21 protein-coding genes and 1 pseudogene are annotated in these 13,367 nt (G+C 67.2%); 21 read left to right on the top strand and 1 reads right to left on the bottom strand.

The annotated features are described in order from the left end of the window. From rplP to map, 15 genes and pseudogenes are all read left to right on the top strand, one after another. Positions 1–420, top strand: a complete 420-nt coding sequence (gene rplP, locus ITJ56_RS07000; protein WP_017885526.1) for a 50S ribosomal protein L16 — start codon at positions 1–3, stop codon at positions 418–420. Then, positions 420–740 (top strand): 50S ribosomal protein L29, encoded by a 321-nt coding sequence (rpmC, locus tag ITJ56_RS06995; protein WP_111083464.1) that lies wholly within the window; start codon positions 420–422, stop codon positions 738–740. The genes rplP and rpmC overlap by 1 nt, the downstream gene beginning before the upstream one ends. Further along, on the top strand, positions 740–1,024 hold the full coding sequence (gene rpsQ, locus ITJ56_RS06990; RefSeq protein WP_017885524.1) for a 30S ribosomal protein S17: 285 nt from the start codon (positions 740–742) through the stop codon (positions 1,022–1,024). The genes rpmC and rpsQ overlap by 1 nt, the downstream gene beginning before the upstream one ends. Before the next feature lie 31 nt (positions 1,025–1,055). Beyond that, positions 1,056–1,424: a 50S ribosomal protein L14 gene (gene rplN / locus ITJ56_RS06985; RefSeq protein WP_017885523.1), complete on the top strand. Its 369-nt coding sequence runs from the start codon at positions 1,056–1,058 to the stop codon at positions 1,422–1,424. A gap of 3 nt (positions 1,425–1,427) precedes the next feature. After that, a complete protein-coding gene (rplX, locus tag ITJ56_RS06980) occupies positions 1,428–1,787 on the top strand; it encodes a 50S ribosomal protein L24 (protein WP_194629077.1) in 360 nt (119 codons plus the stop codon). After that, positions 1,787–2,377 (top strand): 50S ribosomal protein L5, encoded by a 591-nt coding sequence (gene rplE / locus ITJ56_RS06975; protein ID WP_194629075.1) that lies wholly within the window; start codon positions 1,787–1,789, stop codon positions 2,375–2,377. The genes rplX and rplE overlap by 1 nt, the downstream gene beginning before the upstream one ends. Before the next feature lie 151 nt (positions 2,378–2,528). Further along, positions 2,529–2,927, top strand: coding sequence for a 30S ribosomal protein S8 (rpsH, locus tag ITJ56_RS06970; RefSeq protein WP_194629073.1), 399 nt, complete (start codon positions 2,529–2,531; stop codon positions 2,925–2,927). A 6-nt stretch (positions 2,928–2,933) separates the two neighbouring features. Then, positions 2,934–3,470, top strand: a complete 537-nt coding sequence (gene rplF, locus ITJ56_RS06965; protein ID WP_017885518.1) for a 50S ribosomal protein L6 — start codon at positions 2,934–2,936, stop codon at positions 3,468–3,470. A gap of 2 nt (positions 3,471–3,472) precedes the next feature. Beyond that, complete coding sequence (gene rplR, locus ITJ56_RS06960) at positions 3,473–3,847, top strand: 50S ribosomal protein L18 (protein ID WP_031259041.1); 375 nt, start codon at positions 3,473–3,475, stop codon at positions 3,845–3,847. A gap of 251 nt (positions 3,848–4,098) precedes the next feature. Next, positions 4,099–4,770: pseudogene (gene rpsE / locus ITJ56_RS18890) on the top strand (30S ribosomal protein S5); the annotation flags it as partial. Continuing rightward, entirely contained in the window at positions 4,770–4,955 is a 186-nt protein-coding gene (gene rpmD / locus ITJ56_RS06950) for a 50S ribosomal protein L30 (RefSeq protein WP_173168934.1), read from the top strand. The pseudogene rpsE and the gene rpmD, both read left to right, overlap by 1 nt. Further along, complete coding sequence (gene rplO / locus ITJ56_RS06945; protein ID WP_228517309.1) at positions 4,952–5,416, top strand: 50S ribosomal protein L15; 465 nt, start codon at positions 4,952–4,954, stop codon at positions 5,414–5,416. Before rpmD ends, rplO begins: the two co-directional genes overlap by 4 nt. A gap of 147 nt (positions 5,417–5,563) precedes the next feature. After that, complete coding sequence (secY, locus tag ITJ56_RS06940; protein WP_194629070.1) at positions 5,564–6,886, top strand: preprotein translocase subunit SecY; 1,323 nt, start codon at positions 5,564–5,566, stop codon at positions 6,884–6,886. Continuing rightward, positions 6,883–7,473, top strand: coding sequence for an adenylate kinase (locus ITJ56_RS06935; RefSeq protein ID WP_194629068.1), 591 nt, complete (start codon positions 6,883–6,885; stop codon positions 7,471–7,473). Before secY ends, ITJ56_RS06935 begins: the two co-directional genes overlap by 4 nt. A gap of 60 nt (positions 7,474–7,533) precedes the next feature. Further along, positions 7,534–8,313: a type I methionyl aminopeptidase gene (gene map, locus ITJ56_RS06930; protein ID WP_228517330.1), complete on the top strand. Its 780-nt coding sequence runs from the start codon at positions 7,534–7,536 to the stop codon at positions 8,311–8,313. Positions 8,314–8,567: 254 nt separating this feature from the next. On the opposite strand, the gene ITJ56_RS06925 is transcribed toward map, so the two are convergent. After that, a complete protein-coding gene (locus ITJ56_RS06925; protein WP_194629064.1) occupies positions 8,568–9,860 on the bottom strand; it encodes an LCP family protein in 1,293 nt (430 codons plus the stop codon). Positions 9,861–10,151: 291 nt separating this feature from the next. Between ITJ56_RS06925 and infA the strand changes: the two genes are divergently transcribed. The 6 genes from infA (at position 10,152) to rplQ (ending at position 13,350) form a co-directional block, all read left to right on the top strand. Next, positions 10,152–10,373 carry a translation initiation factor IF-1 gene (infA, locus tag ITJ56_RS06920; protein ID WP_017885509.1) on the top strand — a complete coding sequence of 74 codons (222 nt, stop codon included), beginning with the start codon at positions 10,152–10,154 and terminating at the stop codon, positions 10,371–10,373. Between the two features lie 70 nt (positions 10,374–10,443). Further along, positions 10,444–10,560, top strand: a complete 117-nt coding sequence (gene rpmJ / locus ITJ56_RS06915) for a 50S ribosomal protein L36 (RefSeq protein WP_071276701.1) — start codon at positions 10,444–10,446, stop codon at positions 10,558–10,560. A 185-nt stretch (positions 10,561–10,745) separates the two neighbouring features. Then, complete coding sequence (rpsM, locus tag ITJ56_RS06910; protein ID WP_194629062.1) at positions 10,746–11,120, top strand: 30S ribosomal protein S13; 375 nt, start codon at positions 10,746–10,748, stop codon at positions 11,118–11,120. A 9-nt stretch (positions 11,121–11,129) separates the two neighbouring features. Continuing rightward, on the top strand, positions 11,130–11,528 hold the full coding sequence (gene rpsK, locus ITJ56_RS06905; RefSeq protein ID WP_017885507.1) for a 30S ribosomal protein S11: 399 nt from the start codon (positions 11,130–11,132) through the stop codon (positions 11,526–11,528). A gap of 190 nt (positions 11,529–11,718) precedes the next feature. Continuing rightward, the gene (locus tag ITJ56_RS06900; RefSeq protein ID WP_017885506.1) at positions 11,719–12,714 is read left to right on the top strand and encodes a DNA-directed RNA polymerase subunit alpha; all 996 of its coding nucleotides are present in this window, start codon (positions 11,719–11,721) and stop codon (positions 12,712–12,714) included. 63 nt (positions 12,715–12,777) lie between these two features. Beyond that, on the top strand, positions 12,778–13,350 hold the full coding sequence (rplQ, locus tag ITJ56_RS06895) for a 50S ribosomal protein L17 (RefSeq protein ID WP_194629060.1): 573 nt from the start codon (positions 12,778–12,780) through the stop codon (positions 13,348–13,350). The last annotated feature ends 17 nt before the right edge of the window (positions 13,351–13,367 follow it).

The following is a 13,367-nucleotide window of genomic DNA, read 5'->3' as shown; positions in this document are numbered from 1 at the left end:
ATGCTTATTCCCCGTCGAGTCAAGCACCGTAAGCAGCACCACCCGAAGCGCTCGGGTCAGGCCACCGGTGGTACCAAGGTCAGCTTCGGCGACTACGGCATCCAGGCCCTCACCCCGGCGTACGTGACCAACCGTCAGATCGAGTCCGCTCGTATCGCGATGACGCGTCACATCAAGCGTGGCGGCAAGGTCTGGATCAACATCTACCCGGACCGTCCGCTCACGAAGAAGCCGGCTGAGACCCGCATGGGTTCCGGTAAGGGCTCGCCCGAGTGGTGGGTCGCCAACGTCAAGCCGGGTCGTGTGCTCTTCGAGCTCTCCGGCGTCAGCGAGGAGATCGCCCGTGAGGCATTGACTCGTGCAATCCACAAGCTGCCCCTCAAGGCACGCATCATCAAGCGCGAGGAGGGCGACGCATAATGGCGATCGGTTCCAAGGAGCTCCGTCCGACGGAGCTCGACACGTTCGAGAACGAGCGTCTCGCTGACGAGCTGAAGAAGGCCAAGGAGGAGCTCTTCAACCTCCGCTTCCAGTCGGCCACCGGCCAGCTGGAGAGCCACGGTCGTCTCCGTGCCGTCAAGCGCGACATCGCCCGTATCTACACCGTCCTCCGCGAGCGCGAGCTCGGCATCCGTGCCACCCCCGCGCCCGTCGAGACCGCCACCAAGGCCAAGAAGACGACGAAGAAGGCTGACAAGCCGGCCGAGTCGACCGAGGCCGAGACCGCCGAGGAGAAGTAATGGCGAACGAAGAGAAGAACTCCGCCGCCCTCACTCGCGGCTACCGCAAGACGCGTCGCGGCTACGTGACGAGCGACAAGATGGACAAGACCATCGTGGTCGAGGTCGAGGACCGCGTGAAGCACGCGCTCTACGGCAAGATCATCCGCCGCACGTCCAAGGTGAAGGCCCACGACGAGCTCGGCACCGCTGGTGTCGGCGACCTCGTCGTGATCAGCGAGACCCGTCCCCTCAGCGCCTCCAAGCGCTGGCGCCTGGTCGAGATCCTCGAGAAGGCCAAGTAGGCCTCGGCCTGCTTCGGAATAGGAGACAGCAGTGATTCAGCAGGAATCCCGCCTGAAGGTCGCCGACAACACGGGTGCCAAGGAGATCTTGACCATCCGCGTGCTCGGTGGCTCGGGTCGTCGCTACGCCGGCCTCGGTGACGTCATCGTCGCCACGGTGAAGGATGCCATCCCCGGCGGCAACGTGAAGAAGGGTGACGTCGTCAAGGCAGTCATCGTTCGCACCAAGAAGGAGACCCGTCGTCAGGACGGCTCCTACATCAAGTTCGATGAGAACGCGGCAGTGATCCTCAAGGCCGACGGCGACCCGCGCGGAACGCGCATCTTCGGTCCGGTCGGTCGCGAGCTCCGTGACAAGAAGTTCATGAAGATCATCTCGCTCGCGCCGGAGGTGCTGTAAGCCATGGCGAACATCAAGAAGGGTGACCTCGTCCAGGTGATCACGGGCGCGACGCAGGAGCGTGGCGGCGACCGTGGCAAGCAGGGCAAGGTCATCGAGGTCCTCAGGGACAAGAACCGCGTCGTCGTCGAGGGCGTGAACTTCATCACGAAGCACGTCCGCGTCGGCCAGACGCAGCGTGGCTCCAAGACCGGCGGCATCGAGAAGCACGAAGCCTCGATCCACGTGTCGAACGTCGCGCTCGTCGACCCGAAGACGAAGAAGCCGACCCGCGTCGGTTTCCGCACCGAAGAGGTGGAGAAGGACGGCGTCAAGAAGACCGTCCGCGTCCGCTATGCCAAGAAGTCTGGTGAGAAGCTCTGATGACTGACACGACTGCCGCGCCCGCTGGCAAGACCCAGCCGCGCCTGAAGCAGAAGTACCTCGCCGAGATCAAGTCGGCGCTCACCGAGCAGTTCGGGTACGCGAACGTCAACCAGGTCCCTGGCCTGGTCAAGGTCGTCGTGAACACCGGCGTCGGCGAGGCAGCTCGCGACTCGAAGATCATCGACGGGGCCATCAAGGACCTCACGGCGATCACGGGTCAGAAGCCCCAGGTCACGAACGCCCGCAAGTCCATCGCGCAGTTCAAGCTGCGCGAGGGTCAGGCCATCGGCGCACACGTCACCCTCCGCGGTGACCGTGCCTGGGAGTTCCTCGACCGTCTGATCTCGCTCGCCCTGCCCCGCATCCGCGACTTCCGCGGTCTCAGCGACAAGCAGTTCGACGGGAACGGCAACTACACGTTCGGTCTCACGGAGCAGTCCGTGTTCCACGAGATCGACCAGGACCGCATCGACCGTGTCCGCGGCTTCGACATCACTGTCGTCACCACCGCGAAGACGGACGACGAGGGACGCGCGCTGCTCCGGCAGCTGGGCTTCCCGTTCCGCTCCAACGAGCAGACGGTCTAAGCTACTTCGAGCGGCGGGCCGGAGGATTCACTTCCTCCGGCCCGCACGCACGAACACACCGATCTCGGGGAACCGCCCCGGGATCACTCGATCGCTCAGGTCGGCATTCGTGGAACGGGTGTCGAAACCAGGCGAGAAATGGACGAACATCATGACGATGACCGATCCGGTCGCAGACATGCTGACCAGATTGCGGAACGCGAACTCCGCGCACCACGACGCCGTCGCGCTCCCGAGCTCCAAGCTCAAGAAGAACATCGCCGACATCCTCAAGCGTGAGGGCTACATCAGCGAGTGGAAGGTGGAGGACGCTCGAGTCGGGCAGACCCTCACCATCGACCTGAAGTACGGCCCCGAGCGCGAGCGTTCGATCGCCGGCATCAAGCGCGTCTCGAAGCCGGGCCTCCGGGTCTACGCGAAGTCGACGGAGATCCCCCAGGTCCTCGGTGGCCTCGGCGTGGCGATCCTCTCGACCTCCTCCGGCCTCCTGACCGACCGCGAAGCCGAGCAGAAGGGCGTGGGTGGGGAAATCCTCGCCTACGTGTGGTGATCGAGAATGTCACGAATCGGACGTCTTCCCATCGACATCCCCGCCGGCGTCACCGTGTCCGTTGACGGTCAGAACGTGGCGGTCAAGGGCCCGAAGGGCGAGCTCGCGCTCGTCATCGCGGAGCCCATCCAGGCCAAGGTCGAGGAGAACCAGGTCCTCGTCACCCGTCCGGACGACGAGCGCGAGTCGCGTTCGCTCCACGGTCTGACCCGGACCCTCATCGCCAACAACATCATCGGCGTGACGCAGGGCTACACCAAGGGCCTCGAGGTCGTCGGCACCGGTTACCGTGTCGCGGCCAAGGGCTCGAACCTCGAGTTCGCGCTCGGGTACTCCCACTCGATCACGGTCGAGCCGCCCGCGGGCATCAGCTTCGCGGTCGAGGGCAACAACAAGGTCACGGTCGCCGGCATCGACAAGCAGGCAGTCGGCGAAGTGGCGGCGAACATCCGGAAGCTCCGGAAGCCCGAGCCGTACAAGGGCAAGGGTGTCCGTTACGCCGGCGAGAACGTGCGCCGCAAGGCCGGAAAGTCAGGTAAGTGATCATGGGACTCCTCAAGACACGAGGCAAGAGCAAGGCGGCCGCCAAGGCGCGTCGTCACAACCGTCTCCGCAAGAAGATCACCGGCACCGAGGCTCGTCCCCGTCTCGCCGTCACCCGCTCGTCGCGTCACGTGTTCGTGCAGGTCATCGACGACGCGAAGGGTCACACCCTCGCAAGCGCCTCGACGATGGAGGCAGACCTCCGCTCGTTCGACGGCGACAAGACCGCCAAGGCCCGTCGCGTCGGTGAGCTCCTCGCCGAGCGCGCGAAGTCGGCTGGCGTCGAGGCCGTGGTCTTCGACCGCGGTGGCAGCAAGTACGCCGGTCGCGTCGCCGCGATCGCCGATGGTGCCCGTGAAGGAGGGCTGAACCTGTGAGCGACAACGCGAACACCAACGAAGACGCCAAGACCGAGGCCGTCGAGGCCACGGACGCCGTCGAGACCACGGAGGCCACTGCGGTCCCCGAGGCGAGCACGGAGGCGACCCCCGAGGGCGCCGAGGCACCCGCAGAGGGCGCCGAGGCACCCGCAGAGGGCGCCGAGGCACCCGCAGAGGGCGCCGAGGCACCTGCAGAGGGCGCCGAGGCAACCGACACGGCCGCGAAGGGCAAGGAGGCGGAGACACCTGCCGTCGCCGAGCGTCCGGTCGAGACGGCTGCGGGTTCCGCGTCCAACAACCGCGACTCCGCTGACAACCGCGGCCGTCGTGGCGGCGGTCGTGACCGTCAGCAGGGCCGTGACCGCAACAACCGCGGTGGCGACAGCCAGTTCCTCGAGCGCGTGGTGACCATCAACCGCGTCTCGAAGGTCGTCAAGGGTGGTCGTCGCTTCAGCTTCACGGCGCTCGTCGTCGTGGGTGACGGCAACGGTCTCGTGGGTGTCGGCTACGGCAAGGCCAAGGAGGTCCCCACGGCGATCTCCAAGGGCGTCGAAGAGGCGAAGAAGAACTTCTTCCGCGTCCCCCGCGTCGGCAACACGATCCCGCACCCGGTGCAGGGCGAGGCTGCCGCCGGCGTCGTGCTCCTGCGTCCGGCCGGGCCCGGTACCGGTGTCATCGCCGGTGGTCCGGTCCGCGCCGTGCTCGAGTGCGCCGGCATCCACGACGTCCTGAGCAAGTCGCTCGGTTCGTCGAACACCATCAACATCGTGCACGCGACCGTCGAGGCTCTGAAGCAGCTCGAGGAGCCCCGCGCCGTCGCGAGCCGTCGTGGCCTCGACGTCGAGCGGGTCATCCCGGCTCGTCTGCTCCAGGCCGAGGCCGCAGCCCTGCGTGCCGCGACCGAGAAGGCAGGTGCGTGATGGCAACGCTGAAGATCACGCAGATCAAGTCCGTTATCAGCGAGAAGCAGTACCAGCGCGACACCCTGCGCAGCCTGGGCCTCAAGCGCATCGGCCGTACGGTCGAGCGTGAGGACAACGCCCAGAACCGCGGGTACATCGCGACGGTGGCGCACCTCGTGAAGGTCGAGGAGGTCGACGCATGAGCGACGAGAAGAACGAGCGCGTGCAGGTGCTGAAGCTGCACCACCTCCGCCCCGCCGCGGGCGCCAAGAAGGACCGCACCCGTGTGGGTCGCGGTGAGGGCTCGAAGGGCAAGACCGCTGGGCGTGGTACCAAGGGCACGAAGGCCCGTTACCAGGTCCGGGTCGGCTTCGAGGGTGGGCAGATGCCGCTGCACATGCGCACCCCGAAGCTCCGCGGGTTCAAGAACCCGTTCCGGGTCGAGTACCAGGTCGTGAACCTGGACAAGATCTCGGAGCTCTACCCCGATGGTGGCGACGTCACCGTTGCGGGCCTGGTCGCCAAGGGCGCCGTCCGCAAGAACGAGAAGGTCAAGGTTCTCGGACAGGGTGACATCACCGTGAAGCTCACGGTCACGGTCGACAAGGTCTCGGCGTCCGCCGCCGAGAAGATCGTGGCTGCTGGCGGCACCGTCTCCCAGTAACCCCCGTCGGCGGCCCGTGCGTTTGCGCACGGGCCGCCGTTACGGTTTCCTTGACAGTGGCCGGCATCCGCCAGCCGGGTCGGCCCTGCCGACCGACACCGGAACGGCCGCGTTCGACGGCCCCGGTCCCAGAAGTTCGGAGTCCTCGTGTTCAGAGCGGTCGCGCGCATCATGCGCACCCCTGATCTTCGCAAGAAGATCGGCTTCACCCTCGCGATCATCGCGCTGTTCCGTCTCGGGTCGTACATCCCGGCACCGTTCGTCGACTACGCCGCTGTGCAGAGCTGTCTCGCCAGCGCCTCGTCGTCGGGTGGCCTCTACGACCTGATCAACCTCTTTTCCGGCGGCGCGCTGCTGAAGCTCTCGGTCTTCGCGCTCGGCATCATGCCGTACATCACGTCGTCGATCATCGTGCAGCTGCTGCGCGTGGTGATCCCGCACTTCGACACCCTCTACAAGGAGGGCCAGTCCGGCCAGGCGAAGCTGACGCAGTACACGCGGTACCTGACGATCGCGCTCGGTGTCCTGCAGTCGACGACGCTCATCACGGTCGCCCGCTCCGGGGCGCTCTTCGGCACGAACGCTTCCGCCTCCTGCACGTCGATCATCTCGAACGACAGCTGGTACGCGATCATGCTCATGGTCGTCACGCTGACCGCCGGTACCGGCCTCATCATGTGGATGGGCGAGCTCGTCACCGAGCGCGGCATCGGCAACGGCATGTCCCTGCTCATCTTCACGTCGATCGCGGCGCAGTTCCCGTCGGCGCTCTGGGCCATCGAGCAGTCGCAGTCCTTCGAGCTCTTCCTGTTCGTGATCCTCGTCGGACTCGTGATCATGATGGCGGTCGTGTTCGTCGAGCAGTCACAGCGGCGGATCCCCGTGCAGTACGCCAAGCGCATGGTCGGGCGGCGGACGTACGGCGGCAACAACACCTACATCCCGATCAAGGTGAACATGGCCGGCGTCGTGCCCGTCATCTTCGCTTCGTCACTGCTGTACCTGCCGGCCCTGGTCGCGCAGTTCAACCAGCCCTCCGACGGCTCCGAGCCCGCCGGGTGGGTCACCTGGGTCCAGAACAACCTGACCTCGGGCGACAACTGGTTCTACATGGTCCTGTACTTCCTGCTCATCGTCGGGTTCACGTACTTCTACGTGGCGATCACCTTCAACCCCGAAGAGGTCGCCGACAACATGAAGAAGTACGGCGGGTTCATCCCCGGCATCCGTGCCGGTCGCCCGACCGCCGAGTACCTGGACTACGTCCTCACCCGGGTGACGCTGCCCGGCTCGCTCTACCTCGGTCTCATCGCGCTCATCCCGCTGGCAGCACTGGCGCTGTTCGGCGCGAACCAGAACTTCCCGTTCGGTGGTGCGAGCATCCTGATCATCGTGGGTGTCGGTCTCGAGACCGTCAAGCAGATCGACTCGCAGCTGCAGCAGCGTCACTACGAAGGGCTTCTCCGTTGAGCGCACGTCTCATCATCGTCGGACCTCCCGGAGCCGGGAAGGGCACCCAGGCCGGCCGCATCGCTGCGTCCTTCGGGATCCCCGCGATCTCGACCGGGGACATCTTCCGCAAGAACGTGGCAGAGGGCACGCCCCTCGGCGTGCAGGCGAAGGCGCTCATGGACGCGGGCGAGTACGTTCCGGACTCGTTGACGAACGAGCTCGTGAAGTCCCGCCTGCAGGAACCGGACGCCGAGCACGGCTTCCTGCTCGACGGGTACCCCCGCACGGTGGGTCAGGTCGAGTACCTCGACGCACTGCTCACCGAGCACGGCACCGCGATCGACGCCGTCGTCCAGCTCGTCGCCGACCAGGACGTACTCGTCGGACGCCTGCTGAAGCGCGCCGAGGACCAGGGCCGCAGCGACGACACCGAGGAGACGATCCGTCGTCGCCAGCAGGTCTACGCCGAGCAGACGGCTCCCATCGTGGCGGCGTACGGCGAGCGAGGCCTCGTGGTCGACGTCGACGGGCTCGGCGGCATCGACGAGGTCGGCGACCGGATCCAGACCGCACTGTCGGGTCGCGGGCTCTCCGCAACCGTCTGACCCAGCGTGGTCCGGTTCAGGAAGCCCTCGATCTACAAGACCCCGGACGAGCTCCGCGCCATGGTGCGCCCGGGGCTGCTCACGGCCGAAGCGCTCGACGCGGTCCGCGCGGCGATCCGGCCGGGGGTCACCACGGGTGAACTCGACGCGATCGCCGAGCGCACGATCCGCGACGGCGGCGGGATCCCGAACTTCCAGCTCGTCCCCGGCTACCGGCACACGCTCTGCGTGTCCGTGAACGACGAGATCGTGCACGGCATCCCGGGGGAGCGTGTGCTCGTGCCCGGCGACATCGTGTCGGTGGACGCCGGCGCCGAGGTCGACGGCTGGAACGGCGACAGCGCCTTCACCACGGTCGTCCCGGGCGGCGACGCCGAGGCCACTGCGGCACGGCAGACGCTCTGCGACGCGACGGAGCGGTCGCTCTGGTACGGCATCGCCGCGCTCGCGAGCGCGAGGAACCTGCACGAGGTCGGTACCGCGGTCGAGGACGCCATCGACGAGACCGGCAGATGGGGAATCGTCGAGGACTACACGGGTCACGGCATCGGCCGGTCGATGCACGAGGAACCGCCGGTGTTCAACCACCGCGTCCGCGGCGCGGGACCCGCGGTGAAACCAGGCCTCGTGGTCGCGATCGAGCCCATGGTGACCGCCGGCGCGATCGACAGCTCGACCGACGACGACGAGTGGACCGTCCGAACGCTGGACGGCTCCGACGCCGCGCACTGGGAGCACAGCATCGCGGTGCACGCCGACGGCATCTGGGTGCTCACGGCCGCCGACGGCGGCGCTCGGGGCTTGGCTCCGCTGGGTGTGACGCCCGTCCCGATCCCCTAGGACGGGCCTCCAGGCCGGGTCGGTGTCCGCGTTTCGCGACGCGGGCCGGTCCCGGTGCGGCGGCCTGGAGGCCCGGCTGGCCTCCGTCCCGCTCAGTGCGTCGTCGGGACCCACGGGTCCAGTGCCGCGAGACGTCGTCGTGTCAGCGCGACACCGCCTCGGCGGCGAGACGCCGCCTGGTTCGGCGGCGTCTCGCGGGTTGCGAGGCGTGCTGTCGACACGACGCAGTCATGCGGCGACGCCGGCGTGCCGTGTCAGTTGCCGACGGAGCAGGTCTGCTCGGAGGCGCTCTGGCCGGTGATCGAGGACGGCAGCGGCGTCGCGGAGGCGGTCGGCGTCGCGGTGGCGCTCGGGACGGAACCGCTCGTCCCGGCGGCCGCCGAGGAGGAGCCAGACGAGCCAGACGAGCCCGACGACCCGGCGGAGGCGCCGGTCGATGGCGAGCTCGACGCTGTGTCACTGCCCGATGACTCCTCGGAGGCCCGACCGGTGGTGGAGTCGCTCAGCGAGGACTTCACGTCGTTCTGCAGCACCACGTTGAGGGTGTGGGCCGTGTCCTGGTCGACGATCACCCGCGCGCTGTCGGCGGGGTCGTCGGCTACCGGGTACTGCACGAAGAGCATGTTCGCCGTGCTCATGCCGCGCAGTGCCGAAGCGAGTCCGACGAGCGTGCGGGTCTGAGCGAGACCGTCGGACAGGGTCATGTTCGACAGGGCGGCACCGGCCAGCTTGTAGAGCGTGATCGGGTTCGAGAGGGTGCCGTCCGAGGTCACCTTGCGGAGCAGTGCCGACAGGAAGACCTGCTGCGAGCTGATGCGGGCGAGGTCGCTGCCGTCGCCGACGCCGTGGCGGGTCCGGAGGAAGGCGAGGGCGTCGGAGCCCTCGAGCGAGTGCGATCCCTGGGTGAGGTGCAGACCGGTGAACGTGTCGTCGATCGGCTGTGCGACGCAGACGTCGACGCCGCCGAGGGCGTTGGACATCTCGATGACGCCGTCGAAGGTGATGAGGCCGGCGTAGGGAATGCTCAGGCCCGTCAGGTTCTCGACGGTGTCGACGACGCAGGAGACTCCGCCGTTGCCGAGGGCGGTGTTGAACATCGCGGACGTCGACGCGGGGTAGGTGGTGCCCGTGGCGGGGTTCGTGCACGCGGGGATCGGGACCATCAGGTCACGGGGGAAGCTGACAGCGGTCAACTGCTGGTGGTCCTCGGAGATGTGGATGAGCATCGTGACGTCGTTGCGTGCACCCTCGACGTCCTCATCGGAGTCGAACTGCCCGACGCGGGTGTCGCTGCCGATGAGCAGGATGTTCGCGCCGCCCTTGATCGCGGTGATGTCCGCGGTCTTCGCCGTGCTCTGGTCGTCCGTGCTGAGTTCGACCGTCTGCGGCGCCGTCGCGAGCTGGGCACCCGCGATGGCGGCGACGCTCGTCCCGCTCACGAGCAGGACGGCGAGGGTCGAGGCGACCACGGTCACGAGCGTGGTCCAACCCCGTCGACGGGCCTGCTTGCCGTGTCGGGCGACGGGGCGTCGGATGGCGTCGGGCACGTGGTCTCCGTTCGGTGGTCCGACGCGCTGTGCTCGCGTGGACGTGGCTGCGGAGCAAAACTACGGTTCGAGCGCATGCACGCGCACGGAGCGCGCCGTCAAACCACTGTGGAACGCTCAGGCACGACGCCGGAAGCCCCAGACATGGGGTGTTCGGCACCCGCACTTGGCAATTGCGGGTTTACCACATAAGATCGATCTTTGGTGTGCCATGCCCTCTCGGGTGTGGCGACCGACCCGCAGACCGGTTCGGGGATCACACCAGTTCCACAACCAAGCGACAGTGAGGCTATGGCCAAGAAAGACGGCGTCATCGAGATCGAAGGCTCGGTGCTCGAAGCTCTGCCCAACGCGATGTTCCGCGTTGAGCTGACGAACGGACACAAGGTCCTCGCGCACATCTCGGGGAAGATGCGCCAGCACTACATCCGCATCCTCCCAGAGGACCGCGTGATCGTGGAGCTGAGCCCGTACGACCTGACCCGCGGCCGGATCGTCTACCGCTACAAGTGATCCGCGAGCTGGAAAGGAACGGCACGGCAATCCTGCCGCGCACGAAGCCAGCGAGCACGAGGAAACAACCATGAAGGTCAACCCCAGCGTCAAGCCCATGTGCGAACACTGCCGAGTGATCCGCCGCAAGGGCCGCGTCATGGTGATCTGCAAGAGCAACCCGCGTCACAAGCAGCGCCAGGGCTAGCCCTGGGCGCGTGACCGAAGCCGGCGCTGTCCATCGGACAGCAGGCTGCTCGAGCACGACCCACAACTGAAGATCGACAACGCAGTACCAGAACCCGACCGCACGACGGTCGGGGGACACCTCGGGCGGAGGCCCGGGCACCGGTACTGCGCCACACCTCCACGAACAACAGGAGCAGCCAGCACATGGCACGTCTAGCAGGCGTCGACATCCCGCGCGAGAAGCGCGTGGAGATCGCACTCACGTACATCTACGGCGTCGGCCGTACCCGCGCAGTCCAGGCACTGACCGAAACCGGTATCTCCGGCGACATCCGTGTCAAGGACCTGACCGACGAGCAGCTCGTCGCCCTCCGTGACTTCATCGAGGGCAACTTCAAGGTCGAGGGTGACCTCCGCCGCGAGGTGGCCGCCGACATCCGCCGCAAGGTCGAGATCGGCAGCTACGAGGGTCTCCGCCACCGTCGTGGTCTCCCGGTGCGCGGTCAGCGCACCAAGACCAACGCTCGTACCCGCAAGGGGCCGAAGCGCACCGTGGCAGGCAAGAAGAAGGCCCGATAGGAGATCATCATGGCTACCCCCAAGACTGCCGCGCGCAAGCCGCGCCGCAAGGAAAAGAAGAACGTCGCAGTGGGCCAGGCTCACATCAAGAGCACGTTCAACAACACCATCGTCAGCATCACCGACCCGTCCGGTGCCGTCCTCAGCTGGGCGTCCTCGGGTGCCGTCGGCTTCAAGGGTTCGCGCAAGTCGACGCCGTTCGCGGCGCAGCTCGCCGCCGAGTCCGCTGCGCGTCAGGCGCAGGAGCACGGCGTCAAGAAGGTCGACGTCTTCGTGAAGGGTCCGGGTTCGGGTCGCGAGACCGCGATCCGCTCGCTCCAGGCCGCTGGCCTCGAGGTCGGCTCGATCAACGACGTCACGCCGCAGGCGCACAACGGGTGCCGCCCGCCCAAGCGCCGCCGCGTCTGACGCGAGGAGCAACCGGCCGCGCCCTGCTCGAACCCTGACGGGGTCGGGCAGGGCCCGCGGCCATTCCTGGTCGTTCGATCGCGCACATGTGTGCGCGTGATCACAACTCAACAGACCCGTCGGGGCCCATGCGGCCCCGTCGTACCGCCAAGTGTCATATAGCGGACACTTCGCCGAAAGGAATCCCACAGTGCTCATTGCACAGCGCCCCACCCTGACCGAGGAGCCGATCTCCGAGCACCGCTCGCGCTTCGTCATCGAGCCGCTCGAGCCGGGCTTCGGTTACACCCTCGGCAACTCGCTGCGCCGCACGCTCCTCTCCTCGATCCCGGGCGCGGCTGTCACCAGCATCCGCATCGACGGCGTCCTCCACGAATTCAGCACCGTCCCCGGTGTCAAGGAAGACGTCACCGAGATCATCCTCAACATCAAGAGCCTGGTCGTCTCCAGTGAGCACGACGAGCCCATCACGGCGTACCTGCGCAAGCAGGGTGCCGGTCAGGTCACCGCGGCGGACATCTCCGCTCCGGCCGGCGTCGAGATCCACAACCCGGAACTCGTCATCGCGACCCTGAACGACACCGCGCGCTTCGAGCTCGAGCTCACGATCGAGCGCGGCCGCGGCTACGTCTCGGCGACGCAGAACCGTTCCGAGTTCAGCGAGGCCGGTCAGATCCCGATCGACTCGATCTACTCGCCCGTGCTCAAGGTCACCTACCGCGTCGAGGCGACGCGTGCCGGTGAGCGCACGGACTTCGACCGCCTGGTCGTCGACGTCGAGGCGAAGCCGGCGATCACGCCGCGCGACGCCATCGCGTCGGCCGGTCGCACGCTCGTCGAGCTGTTCGGGCTCGCCCGCGAGCTCAACACGGCGGCCGAGGGCATCGAGATCGGCCCCGCGCCGGTCGACGCCGTGCTCTCGAACGAACTGCAGACCCCGATCGAGGACCTCGACCTGTCGGTCCGCAGCTACAACTGCCTGAAGCGGGAGGGCATCAACACGGTGTCCGAGCTCGTCGCCCTGTCGGAGACGCAGCTCATGAACATCCGCAACTTCGGTCAGAAGTCGGTGGACGAGGTCAAGGACAAGCTCACCGAGCTCGGCCTGTCCCTCAAGGACACCGTCCCCGGATTCGACGGCGCCCACTTCTACAGCGGGTACGACGAGGACGAGTCCAACAACTGACCTCGCGCTCACGCGCAAGCGCGCTGACACCGCGCGCACCACTTTCACCACTGGAGAACTGACATGCCGAAGCCCACCAAGGGCCCCCGCCTCGGTGGCGGTCCCGCCCACGAGCGCCTGCTCCTGAGCAACCTCGCCAACGCCCTCTTCACCCACGGTCGCATCACGACCACCGAGACGAAGGCCAAGCGCCTCCGTCCGGTCGCCGAGCGTCTCATCACGTTCGCGAAGCGTGGCGACCTGCACGCGCGTCGTCGCGTGATCGGCATCCTGCGCGACAAGTCCGTCGTGCACACGCTGTTCACCGAGATCGCCCCGCAGGTCGAGGAGCGCCAGGGTGGTTACACCCGCATCACGAAGCTCGGCTTCCGCAAGGGCGACAACGCCCCGCTGGCGTCGATCGAGCTCGTCCTCGAGCCGGTTTCGGGTACGCCCGCCCCGGTGAAGCGCGACGCAGCCCCGGTTGCCACCGCCGCTCCGGTCGAGGAGACCAGCACCGACGAGACCACCGAGGAGGCGCCGGTCGAGGAGACCGAGACCACCGAGGAGTCCGCACCGGTCGAGTCCGAGACCGAGACCGACGCAGCTGCCGAGGTCGAAGCCGACGCTGCCGAGAAGGCCGACGACGCCAAGTAGTCCGGTGCCCACCAGGG

The organism is Curtobacterium sp. VKM Ac-1376 (assembly GCF_015351025.1).
Taxonomy (GTDB): Bacteria; Actinomycetota; Actinomycetes; order Actinomycetales; family Microbacteriaceae; genus Curtobacterium.
The sequence above is the reverse complement of the archived record's forward strand: the minus strand, read 5'-3'. Positions and strand labels throughout refer to the sequence as shown.

Excerpts from the sequence above, each read along its gene's own strand:
- rplO (WP_228517309.1), top strand. The coding sequence starts at position 4,952 with ATGAGCGACGAGAAGAACGAGCGCGTGCAGGTGCTGAAGCTGCACCAC.
- rpsK (WP_017885507.1), top strand. The coding sequence starts at position 11,130 with ATGGCTACCCCCAAGACTGCCGCGCGCAAGCCGCGCCGCAAGGAAAAG.
- rplR (WP_031259041.1), top strand. The coding sequence starts at position 3,473 with ATGGGACTCCTCAAGACACGAGGCAAGAGCAAGGCGGCCGCCAAGGCG.
- rpsM (WP_194629062.1), top strand. The coding sequence starts at position 10,746 with ATGGCACGTCTAGCAGGCGTCGACATCCCGCGCGAGAAGCGCGTGGAG.
- rpmJ (WP_071276701.1), top strand. The coding sequence starts at position 10,444 with ATGAAGGTCAACCCCAGCGTCAAGCCCATGTGCGAACACTGCCGAGTG.
- rpmD (WP_173168934.1), top strand. The coding sequence starts at position 4,770 with ATGGCAACGCTGAAGATCACGCAGATCAAGTCCGTTATCAGCGAGAAG.
- map (WP_228517330.1), top strand. The coding sequence starts at position 7,534 with ATGGTGCGCCCGGGGCTGCTCACGGCCGAAGCGCTCGACGCGGTCCGC.
- rplX (WP_194629077.1), top strand. The coding sequence starts at position 1,428 with ATGGCGAACATCAAGAAGGGTGACCTCGTCCAGGTGATCACGGGCGCG.
- rpmC (WP_111083464.1), top strand. The coding sequence starts at position 420 with ATGGCGATCGGTTCCAAGGAGCTCCGTCCGACGGAGCTCGACACGTTC.
- rpsQ (WP_017885524.1), top strand. The coding sequence starts at position 740 with ATGGCGAACGAAGAGAAGAACTCCGCCGCCCTCACTCGCGGCTACCGC.
- rplQ (WP_194629060.1), top strand. The coding sequence starts at position 12,778 with ATGCCGAAGCCCACCAAGGGCCCCCGCCTCGGTGGCGGTCCCGCCCAC.
- rplE (WP_194629075.1), top strand. The coding sequence starts at position 1,787 with ATGACTGACACGACTGCCGCGCCCGCTGGCAAGACCCAGCCGCGCCTG.
- rplP (WP_017885526.1), top strand. The coding sequence starts at position 1 with ATGCTTATTCCCCGTCGAGTCAAGCACCGTAAGCAGCACCACCCGAAG.
- rpsH (WP_194629073.1), top strand. The coding sequence starts at position 2,529 with ATGACGATGACCGATCCGGTCGCAGACATGCTGACCAGATTGCGGAAC.
- infA (WP_017885509.1), top strand. The coding sequence starts at position 10,152 with ATGGCCAAGAAAGACGGCGTCATCGAGATCGAAGGCTCGGTGCTCGAA.
- rplF (WP_017885518.1), top strand. The coding sequence starts at position 2,934 with ATGTCACGAATCGGACGTCTTCCCATCGACATCCCCGCCGGCGTCACC.